8 protein-coding genes, 2 tRNA genes and 1 pseudogene are annotated in these 16,551 nt (G+C 43.2%); 2 read left to right on the top strand and 9 right to left on the bottom strand.

Translation table 11 applies throughout. The features are described from left to right. The first annotated feature begins 30 nt into the window (after nucleotides 1–30). Both HXT44_RS01920 and HXT44_RS01915 read left to right on the top strand, forming a co-directional pair. Nucleotides 31–306, top strand: a complete 276-nt coding sequence (locus HXT44_RS01920; protein ID WP_004110572.1) for a BrnT family toxin — start codon at nucleotides 31–33, stop codon at nucleotides 304–306. Beyond that, nucleotides 284–487: a hypothetical protein gene (locus tag HXT44_RS01915; RefSeq protein ID WP_033888599.1), complete on the top strand. Its 204-nt coding sequence runs from the start codon at nucleotides 284–286 to the stop codon at nucleotides 485–487. Before HXT44_RS01920 ends, HXT44_RS01915 begins: the two co-directional genes overlap by 23 nt. A gap of 89 nt (nucleotides 488–576) precedes the next feature. Here HXT44_RS01915 and ileS read toward each other — a convergent pair whose 3' ends face one another. The 9 genes and pseudogenes from ileS to HXT44_RS01870 form a co-directional block, all read right to left on the bottom strand. Continuing rightward, complete coding sequence (ileS, locus tag HXT44_RS01910; protein ID WP_012913935.1) at nucleotides 577–3,987, bottom strand: mupirocin-resistant isoleucine--tRNA ligase; 3,411 nt, start codon at nucleotides 3,985–3,987, stop codon at nucleotides 577–579. A gap of 346 nt (nucleotides 3,988–4,333) precedes the next feature. After that, on the bottom strand, nucleotides 4,334–5,458 hold the full coding sequence (locus HXT44_RS01905; RefSeq protein WP_219705410.1) for an Abi family protein: 1,125 nt from the start codon (nucleotides 5,456–5,458) through the stop codon (nucleotides 4,334–4,336). Nucleotides 5,459–5,618: 160 nt separating this feature from the next. Then, a tRNA-Arg gene (locus HXT44_RS01900) sits at nucleotides 5,619–5,691 on the bottom strand. Between the two features lie 43 nt (nucleotides 5,692–5,734). Next, on the bottom strand, nucleotides 5,735–6,055 hold the full coding sequence (locus HXT44_RS01895) for an exodeoxyribonuclease VII small subunit (protein ID WP_004110585.1): 321 nt from the start codon (nucleotides 6,053–6,055) through the stop codon (nucleotides 5,735–5,737). A 48-nt stretch (nucleotides 6,056–6,103) separates the two neighbouring features. After that, a complete protein-coding gene (gene xseA / locus HXT44_RS01890; RefSeq protein ID WP_041160555.1) occupies nucleotides 6,104–7,519 on the bottom strand; it encodes an exodeoxyribonuclease VII large subunit in 1,416 nt (471 codons plus the stop codon). A gap of 120 nt (nucleotides 7,520–7,639) precedes the next feature. Continuing rightward, a tRNA-Lys gene (locus tag HXT44_RS01885) sits at nucleotides 7,640–7,713 on the bottom strand. An 88-nt stretch (nucleotides 7,714–7,801) separates the two neighbouring features. Beyond that, nucleotides 7,802–8,902, bottom strand: a pseudogene (locus HXT44_RS01880) (class C sortase). Between the two features lie 111 nt (nucleotides 8,903–9,013). Next, nucleotides 9,014–14,674 carry a S8 family serine peptidase gene (locus tag HXT44_RS01875; protein WP_421783028.1) on the bottom strand — a complete coding sequence of 1,887 codons (5,661 nt, stop codon included), beginning with the start codon at nucleotides 14,672–14,674 and terminating at the stop codon, nucleotides 9,014–9,016. Nucleotides 14,675–15,346: 672 nt separating this feature from the next. After that, nucleotides 15,347–16,129, bottom strand: a complete 783-nt coding sequence (locus tag HXT44_RS01870) for an Abi family protein (protein WP_285089557.1) — start codon at nucleotides 16,127–16,129, stop codon at nucleotides 15,347–15,349. Nucleotides 16,130–16,551: the final 422 nt, after the last annotated feature.

The raw sequence follows: 16,551 nt of genomic DNA, 5'->3' as shown, positions 1-16,551 counted from the left end.
TTACGTTAAAATAGACGATAGAAGGTGAGTATGAATTTTGAGTACGATCCTGCAAAGAGCTTAAAAAATTTAGCTAAACATGGTATCAGTTTCAAAAAAGCTCAAATACTTTGGAATAATGAAATAACTGAAATCAAATCCAAAAATTCAGGCAATGATGACTCTCGCTACTTAGTTTTTGGAAAGATAGACAGCAAACATTGGACTGCAGTAATAACAAAAAGAAATAATCGAATTCGTATTATTTCTGTAAGAAGATCACGAAAGAAGGAGGAACAATATTATGAAAAACACCACAAAAAGTAAAGAGATAAGCGGAAAAGAAATTGATAGAAAATTCGATAACGGCGAAGACGTACTTGAGTACTTTGATTTGGAGCATCCAATTATAGAGAACCACTCGAACGAACAAAAGCACGTCACTTTTATTATGCCTGGATGGATATTGAGAATAATGAAATTCTTTAGAGTAGCTACAACACGGTAGTCAAATAAAACTAGAAGTAAAACAAAACGTGCCGACGTATTGAAATACACCGGCACGTTTTGTTTAGTTAATTAGCTGTTAGTTGTGTTTTACGCACGCTTAAGAGTTACGCTAAGCTCAGTTGCGCTAGAATCAGCCTCAACAACCTCGAAGCTCGTAGCCAAAGTCTCCTCCGCAATCAAATCGCGGAACTGCTCAACTTTAACAACGTCCGAAGCTGGCACGCTCAAAGTCAAAGCGATTCGGTCACTAATATCCAAACCGTTCTCCTTACGGGCATCCTGAACAGCGCGAATAGCGTCGCGAGCGTAACCTTCAGCAAGCAAATCGCTAGTCAAAGCAGTGTCGAGCATAACGAAACCGCCAGTTGGCATTGCAGCAGAAGCAGTATTCGCAGCCGCTTGAGCATCCGAAGACTCAACGCGATTTACAAGCTCATACTCGCCCTCAACAAGCGCAACTTCGCCGTTTGGAGTCTGAACAACAGGAGCGCCAGACTCGTCAACTCGCCAATCGCCACTCTTAGAAGACTTAATAGCAAACTGCACCTGCTTACCCAAACGAGGACCAGCCGCGCGCGCATTCACCTTAAGCTCGTGAACAATCTTCAAACCGTGGTTGCTTGCGTCTTCCAAAGTGCAGAATGTAACATTCTTCACGTTAAGCTCGCGCTCAAGAACCTGCTCGTAAGGCTCAACAGCAGCAGTATTTTCTGCAACAACCGTCAAGTTTGCCAATGGCTGGCGTACGCGCAACTGTTCCGCCTTACGCAACGAAAGCGCAGAAGACACAACCTCGCGAACCTTATCCATAGCAGCAACCAAAGCATCGTCATGAGCAAGAACAGCACCAAGCTCAGTGACTGTTCCAGCCTTAGGGTTCTTCTCACCGTCTGAAAGAGTTTCAGGCTCCACCAAATAAGGCCAATCAGCCAAATGCACGGATTCGCCACCGGTAAGACCGCGCCAAACAGCCTCAGCTTCCATAGGAGCAAGAGGAGCAATCGTGCGCATGAACACTTCCAACACAGTGTAAAGCGTGTTGAAAGCAGTCTCGTCTTCATTCCAGAAGCGGTCACGACTGCCGCGAATATACCAATTCGTAAGCACGTCAATAAAATCGCCAACTGCTGCGCAAGCATCGCTAATCGCAAACGCGTTCAAGCACTTTTCTACGCGCTCAACAAGCAAACGCGTGCGAGCAAGCAAATAACGATCCATGTTGCAAAGTCCTGCAACCTCATCCGCGCGAAGGCGACGAGCGTCATAACCCTTACCACCGTTTGCAGCATTCGCATACAAAGTGAAGAAGTAGTACGAGCTCCAAACTGGAAGCATAACCTGACGAACCGTATCCCTAATGCCGTCTGCAGTCACAATCAAATTGCCACCGCGCAAAATTGGCGAAGACATGAGGAACCAGCGCATTGCGTCCGAGCCGTACTCGTTGAAAACGCCGTTCACATCCGGGTAATTGCGCAAATGCTTACTCATCTTCTGGCCGTCGGAACCAAGCACGATGCCGTGGCAAATCACGTTCTTATAAGCTGGGCGGTCGAATAGAGCCGTAGCCATAATGTGAAGCGTGTAGAACCAGCCACGAGTCTGACCAATATATTCAACGATGTAGTCGCATGGGAAGTGCTCTTCGAAGAATTCCTTATTTTCAAACGGATAATGGAACTGCGCGAAAGGCATGGAACCAGACTCAAACCAGCAGTCGAGAACATCCGTAATACGATGCATTTGCGACTTTCCAGTAGGATCGTCTGGATTTGGACGAGTAAGGCGATCAATATACGGGCGGTGCATATTCACATTGCCGTCGTCATCGCGCGGATAGTCGCCAAAATCAGCCTTAAGCTCTTCCAAAGAACCGTACACGTCTACGCGAGGATACTTTGGATCGTCACTCACCCACACTGGAATTGGCGAACCCCAGAAGCGGTTACGGCTAATCGACCAGTCGCGCGCGTTAGAAAGCCACTTACCAAACTGACCGTCCTTAACGTTTCCAGGAATCCAATTAATCTCCTGATTAAGCTCAAGCAAGCGCTTCTTAATCTTCGTAACAGACACAAACCAGCTAGAAACAGGCTTATAAATAAGCGGAGTTGCACAACGCCAGCAATGAGGATAGCTGTGCACGTAGCTTTTTTCTTGGAATAGCAACGCGCGCTGATCTTCCGGCATTTGAGCAAGCGGACCGTCTCCTGCACGCAAGTTACGCAAAATTGGCAAGTTCGCGTCGAAAACGTACAAGCCTTCGTAATCTGGGCAGTCGCTTGTAAACTTGCAGCCTGCGTCGAGCACGTCAACGCTGCGAATTTCGTGCGCGTTAAGCGTGTTCATATCGTCCTCGCCGTAAGGAGCCTGGTGAACGAGACCAGTACCTTCAGCGGTGTCAACATAATCTGCAGTGAAAATCGTAAAAGCGTTAGGACCAGGAGTGCCACCCTCGGAAAGCGCGGAATCGCTTGCAAAGTATGGGAACACTGGGTAGTAGCGCCAACCAGCCATCTCAGCGCCCTTAAGTTCGCGCACAACTTCGTAATTTTCGCCAAGTTCCTTAGTGTAGGAGCCAAGCAAAGGCTTACCGATGTAGAACTTTTTACCTGCGAACTTGCCTTCAGTTGGGCGAACTTCCACGTAGTCGATGTCTGCGCCAACTACGATTGCGAAGTTGGTTGGCACAGTCCAAGGAGTAGTGGTCCAGAAGACTGCGTAAGCGTCGGCTTCGTCGCGAAGCTTAACGGCCACGGAAACGGTAGTATCTTGACGATTCTGGTAAACGTCCGCATCCATGCGAAGCTCGTGGGCGGAAAGCGGAGTCTGGTCCTTCGGGCAGTACGGAAGCACGCGGTAACCCTTGTAAGCCAAGCCCTTATCATAAAGCTGCTTAAAAGCCCACATTACGGATTCCATGTATGGAATGTTCAGCGTTTTGTAACCGCGCTCGAAATCAACCCAGCGAGCCTGACGATGCACGTAGTTTTGCCACTCGTTTGTGTACTTCAAAACGCTGGCACGGCAAGCATCGTTAAACTTTGCGATGCCCATTTTTTCGATTTGCTCAACCGACTCGATGCCGAGTTCCTTCTGCGCTTCCAACTCTGCAGGAAGACCGTGAGTATCCCAACCAAAAACGCGGTTTACTTTGCGACCGCGCATAGTCTGATAGCGCGGAACGACGTCTTTTGCGTAGCCTGTGAGCAGGTGGCCGTAGTGAGGAAGACCGTTTGCGAATGGAGGTCCGTCGAAGAACACGAACTCGTTTTGACTACCCTTGCCGGACGGACGGTATTCGATTGACTTGCGGAAAGTGTTGTTTGCATCCCAGTATTGGAGAACTGATTCTTCAAGCTTTGGGAAGGAAGGATTTGGTGCAACTTGCGCGCCGGAGTTTTCTTGCGTTGATGCTGAAACACTTACCTTTGGGTATACGTGATTTGCGGACGTATTTTCGGACGCGTTTGCTGCTGGATTAGTGGATTCGCTCACTGTGCTCTCCTCGCTCAACAGGGTGAATATTTCCCTGCGAGGACGACAGTTACTGCCGCGGTACCACCTCGCTTGCTATAAGATGATTACGTAACGTGTATCGCAATGCATAACGCAAGTGCGTAACACAAATATGCAACGCAATCGAACTATTCCCATAGCCTCTCGTGTTTGGCTGTGCGGGCCAACCCCGTCGGTTCTAATAAGCGAAAACCTTACGAATCCTCGCCGTTCTTCCGAAAACTCCCCGCCGATAACGGATCATCGCTTAAGTTAGAAATAATCTAACACTATCCCCTAACATTAGGAATAATTTCGCGACTCGCGAATAATTTTCATGACATTTTCATGACATATTATCCAAAAATGCCTTAGCTTCATTAGCATTGCTAAAAGCAATGCCATCGTCAGAAATTTTGCCATTCATAATTTGATTAGCGTGATTCATAGCCTTAAGCGTTGCCTCGTTTGGAACAGACAAGTTACTATTCAAGATAATATTTTCTTTAATTTTATTTTTCCAATCATAAAATTCATCAATACTAGACATTCCAATGCATTCAATAACATTTTTAGAGCAATTTGGAACTTTATCGCAAAGCGCAACAAGTAATTTTTCAATCTTCTCTAAAAACTCTAGATAATAGCTAGTTTCTAATAATATGTCGAAATCTTTAATAAGCTGAAAGACTGTTGCATTATCACTATGCGGTCTAGCACAATACAAACGTTCATCATGCGCACAAATATTTCTGAACTCTTTAATTCTTCTATAAATAGAATCAATTTTTATTGACGTAATATCTTTTTGAGAACAGTGTGAAGAATTATAAAGTTCAGTATATTTTTTAGCAACCAAACCTCTAACGCATTTAGTTTGCGCTTTGTAAAACCAGAACATCTGTCCGAAAGTCAAATCATTAGATAAAACCCATAATGGAACTTGCCCATCGTGATTATTGATACAATGTCGTATGTACTCTTTTCCTATATTTAATTTTTGATTATTTGACTTATTATTTTCTATAATTCGATTAAATGCTTTAATTAAACCACCTGATTCCTTTGGATCTTCATAGTTAGTTTCATTAAGGTAAGCATTAACTTCATTACCGTGCATTTGGCTAAAGCAATATGAACATGATGACCTTAACAATGCTTCTGCTCTAGTTGTAGCTGCAAAGATAACACTGCGAAGTTCACGATCAAATTTAAAAAGATAATAAATGTGTTCAAACTTTGTTCCTTGAACATATTTATTCGAATTTTTTGACTCAAGAAATGGATTTTTATATCCATTTACAACGCTATAGTAACCTTCTCTTTCAAGTATTTCCATAGCTTTAATCTCATCAGGAAACACTACTCCTCTAGACTTAAGTAATTCTATTTGTTGTCTGATAGTAGTAAAAGGTTTATAAATCACCATCATCCCCACCAATCCCCCGCTATTAGATGCACGAAGAGCCAATCAATCGCTTGATTGGCTCTTCGCGAACCAGACACTGCCTGGCTTCACCACTACTCAATTATACGAAAGAAACTAATATTTGTCAACAAAAAATAGGCGAATTATACAGCACACAACACCATTGCACAAATATAAACTGCACAACGTCCACACATAAAAGTGCCCCGGATCAGAATCGAACTGACGACACCCACTTTAGGAGAGTGGTGCTCTATCCACTGAGCTACCGAGGCAACAAATGGCAATTATACACTATGGCGTGTCACTGCGGCGCGCTTAATCCTCAAGATTAGACTGCGTGCCAGCCGTAGCCGCCGTCGCCGATTGTTCCGCTTGTGCCGCGTCCAACTTAGCGCGAACCGTGGCAAGCAAACCCTGCGCGCGCTTTGCCAGCGCCTCGCCAATCTCCCACTGACGCATGGACTGATCTAGTGTCAAACCGCCAGCTTCCAACGCTTGAACCGCCTGAACCAGCTTTTCGCGAGCCTCTTCGTACGGCATCGTCTCAATCGCAGCGCGCTCTTCTTTCGTAAGTGTGCTTGCAAATTCTGTGTTTTCTGCTGATTCTTCCGCTTTTTTCGTTACTTTCTCACTCATATCTAACCTTTCGTTGTATCTAAATAAATATCTAAAATATCTAAAAAATTACTTACTTGACTTTTTACTTGGCTTTATGAAAGCAGACTTAGTAACAGCTGACTTTGTTCCAGTCACCTTGCCAAGAACCACGCCACTTTTAAGCGTAACTGTCATATCGTCGCCAACTTTCGCTAAAGCCGCATCGTCAAGCACTCGCCCACCACTGAGCTGCACAACAGCGTACCCGCGATTCAAAGTCGATTGCGGACTTAGCGCAGTCAAGCTCGCGTGAGCCTTCTCAACAGTCAAACTCGCGTCGTCAAGAAGTCGCACCAAACCGTGACGCATTCGCTCAACAGCCTGCTCAACCAAACGCTCGTGCGGCTCAAGCATAGTGCTCGGGCGCGTAAGGCTCGGGCGATTCGCATAACCTTCAACGAGACGAATCTCATTGTCTACGCGCGCAGAAATTCGCATGCGCATAGTTTGCAACGCGTTATCAATAAGCTGCCACTGCTCGCGTACGTCTGGAACCACGCGCTTTGCAGCATCCGTAGGAGTCGAAGCGCGCATGTCTGCAGCCAAATCAATCAGCGTCCAATCGTCCTCGTGACCAATTGCAGACACAATCGGCGTCACGCACGCAGCAGTAGCGCGAACCACACCCTCATCTGAAAAACCAATCAAATCTTCAAAGCTTCCACCGCCGCGAGCAACGATAATAACGTCAACTTCTGGATCCGCGTCGAGCTGCTTAATTGCGGCAATAATATCCGCCGGGCACTGCACGCCCTGCACGTGCGCGTGAATAACTTTGAAGCGCGTAACAGGCCAGCGCAAATTCACGTTCGTAATAACATCGCCCTCCGCGCGCGCTTGAGGAGCGCACACGAGACCGACACACTTAGGAAATTCCGGCAGCGGAACCTTATTTTCAGCGTCAAATAAGCCCTCGCCCTTAAGCTTTTTTCGCAACTCGTCAATTTGCGCTTTTAAGTCACCGGCACCGACGCGGCGGATTTCGTCTGCAACGAAGCTCAAACGCGTGGCTTTTACCCAAATATCCGCCTTGCCGTGAACGACTACGCGGTCACCCTGGCGAAGTTCGCGCGCCTGCTGCACGAAATTGCTGAAGCCCATTACGGAAATCGACACTTCTTCATTACTGTCGCGAAGGGTGATGTAACCGGAAGAAGCGCGGCGCATGTTAATTTCGACGATTTGACCCTCAATCCACGCGGCTGGCCAGCGTTCTACTGCACTGTGGAACTTTTGGCTTAAAACGGCAACAGGCCATGGATTTTCGGCAGTCGTGTCGGCGGCTTTTAGAGGGAGCTGTCGCGGCTGAGCTTGCTGCGGCGTAAGTGATTGCAGCTGCGACTGAACTTGTTGCGACTGCGACTGTGCTAAATTTAGCAGCGGTTGTTGCGACGGTTGCGGCTGTTCAAGCTGGGCATCATCCTGGAATAATTGCGGCATCATATTTGACGAGGTCATGTTTCCAGCTTGACCGCAAAGAAGGACAAACGCGCGCTGCTGCATATGCGTGACGGAGAGATTAGATACGAAAAAACCCAAGCAGTGAAGCTTGGGTTTCGCTTGTGCCCCCTCAGGGATTCGAACCCTGGACACGCTGATTAAGAGTCAGCTGCTCTAACCAACTGAGCTAAAGGGGCGTTGGTTATCTTGGCTCGTTTCGCGAACCGAGTAACTACTATACTCAGAATGAGCTTGCACGCAAGCCGGCGTGTCGCATTGCTGCGCTCAGGCAGGTCGTTTGCGCAACTTACGCAACATTTTGCGCGAAACCGCCAGCAAATGCCTGCCTTGCACACTACTCACACCATTCTTCTTTCGCAACGACGCAATCAGCATCATCGCCATCAACACCGCAGACATCACCATCGATATCACAAACAACGTCATCCACAACGACCACTGCATATGGTCGCCCGGCACGTTAGCAGGATCCGGCAACACACGATACCCCGTCACGAGCAGCCTGTGCGTGTTAACTCCATACGGGGTACACGTAATCAGCGTCGCCAAGTCGCGCCCCTTTTCGCGCCGCAACAAACGAATATCGTTCGGCTCCACCACATTTATGCGAAACACTCTGTATCGAAGAGTCTTGCCTTGCACGTCAAAGTAGAAGTAATCACCTTTTTTCAGCGTGTTTAAATCGTCGAACATTGTGGCATCCGGCATACCCGTATGCGCCGTCACAACCGTGTGCCTGCTTTTGCCGCCCACCGGCAAATCCGTGCCGTACAAATGCCCCGCTCCCATCGCGAGAGTATCTTGAGTAGTTCCATGGTAAATCGGCAGCCTCACGTCAATTTTCGGTATTTTCACAACGCCTTCAGCATCGACATCACTAAGCACTTTTTCGTACTCTTTATATTCGGGAGTGTCCATGTAGTCGTTATTGCCGTTATACGGGTCCGCGCTAATAATCGCCTTGTGGCGAGCGTTGTATTCACGCGCTTTTCCCAAAATTTCCGCGCGATTTTCTTTAGTCTTTTCCTTATTTAATTTATCGTACTAGATTGAGAGTTCTTTGGCAGCGTGATTGTTGACCAAAGTAGAAACCACAGGATAGCTGAAACACAAAACGCCAATAGTAACAAGCGCAATCAGCTCAGCCAGCTTGCGAAGTGTGGACATTGGTTTTGGGAAAGATTGCTCTTGTGATGATGAAGATTACGAAGACTGCGTAGACTGCGCAGATTCAGTATTTTCGGAAGATGCAGCGATTCCAGAGCTTGCGGAAGATTCCGCACTTTTGGAGGACTTATTAGCGCGCATACGAGTCAGCCGCTTAAATAGCGCGCGAGCAGACTCTGCAAAATCAGCTAGCTTCATAATTCCTCCAATAATAATAAAAAAGGAGCAAAGAGCACTCCCACCTTATTAGAAGATGAAAGTGCTCTTTGTTTATTTACTTTTGTTTGTTTATTTACTTATTTTGTTTATTTACTTGCTGGCGTGCGTATGATGGCGGCGAGTTTTAAACGTTACAGCACCGCTTGCAAGCAACACCATAAACGTCACAACCATGCCAATCACACTGCTACCAGTCATCGCCAAGTCAGAAGTCATCTTCTTGGCGGCAGACTTAGCGGCAGCCTGCTCCTTTTCAGCAGCCTTCTGCTTTGCAGCAGCGTTGCCATTCGCAGCACCTGCGTTGGCACTTCCGTTGGAGGCATTTCCGTCTGTACCAACGTAAGTAGTGCCAGTAAATGTGCCAAATCCAGAACCAGCACCTAATCCGTTGCCGAATCCAGTACCAGAATGAAGCTCCGAATACTTCAGGTTAATCTCTGCATCTGTTTCATCGGACGCTGTAGCATTCTCAGGAACAACCCACACGTTAGCCCAAGCAAGCTGCTCACCTTTGTCGTTAAGCAAAACAATCGTATGCTTACCGAAGTAGCCAGCTGGAATCACAACATTAAACTGAGGTTGACCATTCTTATCCAAAGTTACTTTCACATACTTAGATCCATCTGCGCCCTTCAATAACACAGGCGAAGAATACATGTAAGCATAAGCGTAAGCAACCTTGTTTTTCTTAAGTTCCTTGATGAACTCGCTCGTGGCAGAAGAGACCTTAGTCTTGTGAGACTTAGAGCCAGCATCACCCTTAGCAGGAGCATCCATGCCAGCGAAATACAACTTCACAGGATTGCTCTTACCAGCACGAACAACATTATTCATATGTTCACCAGCAACAAGGATTCCCTTAAGCGACTGATCTAGCTTTGCGGTAGATTCAGGAGCTTTAGGTGCTGGAGTTGAGGTGGAAGGAGGATTGACAGTTACAGAGGAGGAACCATGATCGTTCCCATGACCATCATTCGACTTCTTTTCAACGACGAATTCTGCGGAAGTATTCTTCGTTGCAACGTTACCAGCATAATCAACAGCTTCAACTGTGATTAAGTGCTTTCCGGCAGAAAGCTCCTTAACTGGAACATTAACAGTCAATTCACTCTTATTTGGAACAGCTGGCTTATTCTTAGCAGCATCCGGTTCATTTTCTGAGAGGATACTAGCAGCTAACGTCTTTTGCAAATTATTCTCTGCAGAAGACACATCCTTACCGTCGATAGACACATGAAGTGACTTAATATTCTTATCTTTTGCGCTCACCTTGATAACATATGAATCACTGACTTTCTGATCATTCAGTAATGTCATATTGACTGTTGGAATTTCATTGTCAAAGACTACAGGAATCATTCCAGCAAATTGATACTTATTCTTGTCACTAAATTGCATGAGAATGTGATCTTTGTCTGCAACATGAATCTCAGTTGTGAAACTCTTACGATTTACAGCAGCTCCACCACCGTCAAACGACATGAAGTCGGATACCACAGAACCGTTGATATAGAAATCATATCCGAATGCGTCATCACTCAAAGTGCCTTCGAAATCTACAGTGTCTTTGTTGACAAACAAAGTATTGCCGTAAAGTTCTGGCTTAGATAACGTAATCTTTGGAGGCTCATTATCAAAGAAGATAGCAGCCGGACCATCAAAGAGTTTCTTATCTCCAGACTTCACAAGAAGATGGAAATCATTAACACCAGGATGCATAGGCAACTTTATAGAGAAATTACCTTGATCATCAGGCTTAGTCTCAATAGGTTTTGGATCCTCATATTCACCATTATCTTTTACGTGATTTGCCTCAGTAAATGATATAGACGTAATATTCTTGCTCTTATCTACATGACCTCTAAATACGAGAGAATTATTAGTAATGTCCTTTGAATCAGTCTTGTCACTGTGTATCCACATATACTTCTTGTCTATTACATTCAAATTATCAGCAACAATCAAATTCAAAGAGCCATCTTCATCATCAGTATTAGCCTTTGATACAGTAGCACGACCAGCTAATCCAATATCTTGCCTAATACTATTGCCATCATTCATAGCAACTAATGTGATACTTTTTTCGCTTGTAAGAGGTTTTACAGTAACATCAAAAGTTCCATCAGATTTGACTGTAACTTTATCACGAGCATCAACAGTAGTTTTCTTCTCGCCAGTCAGCCAATCACTTTCATCAGGATCTGAAGATGTTTTTGCACGCTTATAACGAACTTGAAGCTTATTTGTATTAGTAACTTTACCCTTGATTTCTACCGAACCATCACTTTTAACAGGCAACATTCCATCACTGTTGGCATTCGTGACACTAACAGTTGGCATATGCGAATTAAAGTAGATTGTAAGGCTATCCGAAGCAACTACCGCTCCCTTAGAATCAGAAGCTTCAACTTTAACATCATTTTTACCGTCTTTTAACGATAATCCTGCGTCAAACTTCATGTTTTCAGGCTTCAAATCAAGGGTTTGAACAGTATCACTACCGTTAGTAACGCTAATCTTCACATGATTTATATCTTTACTTACATAACCTATGAGATCAACCTTACCATTTTTCAAATCCTTCAAACCAAGCTTCTCGCCATCAAGCACGCTTTTACCTGTAAGATACAAAGATTTATCCTTAAAGACCTTACTTTGATCATTCCAGTTTCCACCCATATCTTTTATGCTTGCACTAATATAAGTGTCATCTTTATCTAAGATAACGTCGCATACGTGATAACCTTCACTATCTGTCTTGCATGGTGTTTTTTCATAATCGTCATCATACATTTTGATAGTTTTATCAACTGATTGGCTTGAAACCATCAAATCACTAAGTTCGCTCTTCATAGCATCTTTGACACGAATGGTGATTTTTTGTGCATCTTTCTTTATTGGATGACCATTATCATCTTCATCATCGACTTTCACATTAACAGGATCAGAAAGTATCATTTCTGGCTTATGTGTATCAATCTTGAAACGCATATCGCAATTCTGCCAACTGAATTTATCACCTAATCGAGCAGAGATACGGTACTTATAATAACCGTCAGGAAGAGTTTCAAAGCTTCCCTTTTGAGGATTATATACTTTACCGTCAAACTTACTTACAGGAGAAACGTAAGTAGCTTCAGCTTTATCAAGAGAGCCAAAATTACCTAAGCTCATTCTTGAAACATTATGTTCCTCACCTAGTACTCGTAATTCTTTACCCCTATCATTTAGTATCGAATAACGCAAATCAGCAGCATTGCGCAACAAAACCATAGCTGGAACTAATGAATCTAATACACCATCTCCATTAGGAGAGAATTCGTAAGCACTGTCCGATTCCTTATTTACTTGCACTGCAGGCATCATGAAGTAAGGTCCTGCAAGTAGTTTAGTTTTAGATTTGCCATATGCGTCTTTAGGACCAAGGATTATAGGCTCATGATTCCAATTTCCAGCAAAGCCAAGATATGGAACAGCTAAGTCTTGTTCTCCGCTAGTTTTTGAAGTAAAACGAATCCATCCTTCAACATAATGATCTCGCGAAGAGTTAACATCAAGCTTAAAGGTGACAGATGCAGTTTTATTCGCTGGAACAGTCACAGTCTGACTAAGAGAATTTAACGATTCATCATTACTAATATACGTATGCGTATTCTTATCTTTATCGTTTGATTCATTAATAACATCTTGCTGAGGAATATTATAAGTTACGTCTTTATTGCTGTAATTATGTAAATTGACAGTAATATTACGTCCAGAATCTTTAACTTCTCGTAGAGCAGCATATGAATTTCCGTCGACTGTTGCAATCACATTAGTAGCAACAGCTTTATCTACCTGAGCTAAACCAGCGCCGATTTGACGAGGAGCGTAAGGAACACCGTCTTTATTCTTAAGAATCATTGCGGTATTCATTAAAGCTTGACGTACACGAATCGCGCGATCCTTTGGAGAAAGATTAGGGAAACGCTGTTTATAACTTTCCATCACTAACGCCGAAAGACCGGAAACGTTTGGAGCAGCCATAGAAGTACCAGACATGCTAGTGTACTTATTTCCATTCTGCGTAGACCAAACATTACCACCGATACCAGCAATCTGAGGCTTAAAATCTAGTTCTGGAGTTGGACCCCAAGAAGTAAATGTTGAAGGCTTCAAATTTTCTGGATTATTATTAACCATGAAAGCATCATTAAATGAAATTTTTACTGTTCCAGCTTTGAGCGCATCAACAATCTTTAAAGCATCATCACGACGAATTGATGCTCCAAAGCATGTGAACTTATCAACTCCGGCCATGCCAAGGAACTGTGCTGAATCGCCAGCTTTGTTATAAACAATTACACCCTCAGCACCCTTATCAATAGCATTCTGGAATTTTTCAGTAAATGCTATTGCTCCACGTTCAACTAAAGCGTACTTTCCGTGAAGATCCAAATTCTTAACTTCATCTTCTTTGCCAAGACCAATGTTCACGATCTCATGTTCTTTACCGTCAGCTTTTCCTGAAGCAGGTGAATAAGGAATTGGCGTTTTTTTATTATCTTTGTCAACCCACTCAGATTTAAGCTGAGTAAGATGCGAGTTTTCAACAGAAGCTACGCTAAATGCTTCAGGGAACGCAGCAGGTGAACCTAAAGTAGCATCATCCCATTTTCCAAGAGCATCATCTTCACCACCAGATGGAGAGAAGTTCAAGCCGGAGTTTCCTGCAGAAATAACTGGAAGCACACCAGCTTCATACGCCTTTTTTAACGCTACACTAGTAGCACTTGACGTTCCGCTAAAACCGTTATCTGAGCCAAGAGACATGTTAATAACGTCTGCACCAAGCTTTACAGAATCCTCGATTGCAGCGACTATATCAGCATCACGAGCACCATGCGAACCTGGCATATTTGAGAAGACTTTCATTGCAAGCAACTGTGCATTTGGAGCAATTCCATCTACACGCCAATTTTTGTCTGCTGGCTTACCAGGTTCATCACCATTAGCGGCAACAATACCAGCAACGTGCATACCATGCTGCTCTGCACCACTATCTGTAATAGTGTAATTTTCATCAGCATAATTGTAGCCATCCGGAACTTTATCAGTGAAACCTTTTCGTGGCTGTACTTTCAGATGACTCTTAGCTGAATTATCAAGCTTCATATCTTGATGAGTTGGATCAATGCCCGTATCGATAATAGAAACAAGCATACCTGTTCCATCAAGACCACGCCTTTTAAATTCTTCATTCACACCCTGCAAGCCGCGAGCGTAATTTTCAAGAGGGTAATACAAACGTTCTTTTGCAACAGAAGCTACTTCTGGTTCAGCTTGCAAAGAAGACATCTTATTAATTGGCAATGTTGCTTCAAAACCATTCATAAGGTAACCAAATTGGCGACGTACTGTCATGCCATATTTTGAAGACCATTTTTCAATAAGACGATTCTGGTCAGCTTTATTACTGCTTTCAGATTGTTTCGAAGGAAGTTGTGGCTGTTTCTTCAAAGTAACAATAACAGTTACAGGTTTTTTAGAATTAATAACTGTTTTTGAACCAAATTTTTTGTAAAGATTGTAGCTATCAATATAACTTTTATGAGATTCTTTACTTAATTTTAATAACTGGCTTTTTGTAAAAACACCGTTATTCTGTGTAGCATCTTTAGCATTTGCTGTACCAAGCGGTACCATAAGCGTCGCCGCAGCCACGCCTAATGCTGCTAAACGAGTCAGATATGACGTTCGTTTGAACTTCATAAACATACTCTCCTTCAAAATGGTGGTTGTTATCCCGGAAAAATTTCGGTTCTAGCTATCACAAACTCATACCAGCTGCCAAAATCTTTCATACTGGCTGCCAAAATTTTTCATGCGGGTGTAAATATTTTTGTTACGCTAGTTTGAATCATTTCCGCTAAATATCGCATAAGAGATATACCCCACCCCCATGCAAACAGCAAATAATGGTGTATTTTTGCAAGTGCAACAAAATATTTTTCATATACTCTAGCACTTGTTTAAAGAGAAAAAATTTTTTTAACTTGTTAATTTAGCAAATAAAATTTGAAAAATTTGTATTTAGGATAGAAAAAATGGCTAAATTACGCCATTTCCTCGCAAACACTTTTCCACAAGTAACATGTAAAAAATCTGTAGTTAACATATAATTTACAGAATTTTTCAAAAACCTTGCATTTTGACAATGTTTTTTAAAAAAATATTGCTGATTTACCAACAAATGTTGGTTCGTTGCGCAATATAAACCGTAAATTTTTCAGCCAACCGACGATATGCGCAACTGACCTAAATTTTACACGGTGAGAGCGTTACCTCGATTTGAGCAAAAACCCACCAAAGCCCTCCAAACACGGGCGCGACGACTTGCTTGAGCGCAGCATTGCGCGCGCTCAGGCAGGCAGTTCGCGCAACTTACGCATTTGCTTTCATACCGTTTACTTCATCAACACCAATCATCAGTTCCAAATATTTATTAGCAGCTTTACGTATTTTTGAGGGATCAATCCATCCAGTTGTAAACAACTTATTAACCGCATGAAGTAGCGTAAACAGTGCGTTCGTAAGATTCCTCTTTCCCCTAGCTATGTTATATAAATTATCAAAATGAGCTGCTTTATTCCTAATCTCTTTAATATAAATAAGATTTTTTGCTATTATTCTTCTATCCTCATCGTACTCTTTATTCATTTTTGAACAGTTCACAAATGGAAACGCATTGCCTACAGCATCTTTCCAAAGTTTTTGTTGAATGCGATTGCTATTTTTTGTTTCCGAAGATCCAACAAGCTTTACCCATGTTCCCCACATGAGTTTAGATAAAATGTCATCATGATTTACGCTTCTACCATCATGCGAGTGAACTGCAATTTCTCTCGCTTGCTTGATTTGATTTTCAATCAAATCTTTAACCAAATCTGGCGTATACAGAGGATTGGTCCATTCCTCATTTTGCTTTTCTTTCAACGCAAGTTTACGAAGTTCTAAATCAATTGAATTACGCACGCATATTTCTACGTATCCAATCTGCTCATGCAATATTCCTGCTAATTCATGATTCGATTTGCATATAAGCATAGCTGTACCTAAATCGTTATTTGCATCGCGCATATAACGATTAAATCTAGCCACGCCACAAAATTGTTGCGCTTCTTGCAAAGTAAAAAATGTATTAGCAGACATGAAAATATTGTACATTATTGCACATTTAGTTTGACATTCGCCACGAAATATAACCTGACAAACGCAAATTCTAAGGGGATGTGGTAGACTCTAATTTACCTGTGTAGGTTGCTCCTACACGTGATTTCATTGAGCTCTTGTTTGTTTAGAACAAGAGCTCAGTTGTTTTTGGATGGTGGGTTTACTAAACGTAGGTTTGTGTGGTACTCCAAAAGCGAGGAAAGTTTCTCACATTTGGAGGGTTTTAGGTTGTGTTTTGCTCCAAATACGGGGAACTTGTCTCGCATTTGGAGAGCGAACGAGTATCCACGTGAATGAATGATGAAGCAAATTAATATGTAAAACAAACTATGGATTATTCTCCAAAATATATTACATACAAAAAGAGCACTCCCATCTTACTAGAAGATGAAAAGTGCTCTTTGTTTATTTATGTT

Source organism: Gardnerella sp. DNF01198P (assembly GCF_049244165.1).
In the GTDB taxonomy this organism is placed as follows: domain Bacteria; phylum Actinomycetota; class Actinomycetes; order Actinomycetales; family Bifidobacteriaceae; genus Bifidobacterium; species Bifidobacterium swidsinskii.
The sequence above is the reverse complement of the archived record's forward strand: the minus strand, read 5'-3'. Positions and strand labels throughout refer to the sequence as shown.

What these genes read in the sequence shown, in the direction of transcription:
- HXT44_RS01920 (WP_004110572.1), top strand. Translation starts at nt 31, where the DNA reads ATGAATTTTGAGTACGATCCTGCAAAGAGCTTAAAAAATTTAGCTAAA.
- HXT44_RS01915 (WP_033888599.1), top strand. Translation starts at nt 284, where the DNA reads ATGAAAAACACCACAAAAAGTAAAGAGATAAGCGGAAAAGAAATTGAT.
- HXT44_RS01895 (WP_004110585.1), bottom strand. Translation starts at nt 6,055, where the DNA reads ATGAGTGAGAAAGTAACGAAAAAAGCGGAAGAATCAGCAGAAAACACA.
- xseA (WP_041160555.1), bottom strand. Translation starts at nt 7,519, where the DNA reads ATGATGCCGCAATTATTCCAGGATGATGCCCAGCTTGAACAGCCGCAA.
- HXT44_RS01875 (WP_421783028.1), bottom strand. Translation starts at nt 14,674, where the DNA reads ATGAAGTTCAAACGAACGTCATATCTGACTCGTTTAGCAGCATTAGGC.
- HXT44_RS01870 (WP_285089557.1), bottom strand. Translation starts at nt 16,129, where the DNA reads ATGTACAATATTTTCATGTCTGCTAATACATTTTTTACTTTGCAAGAA.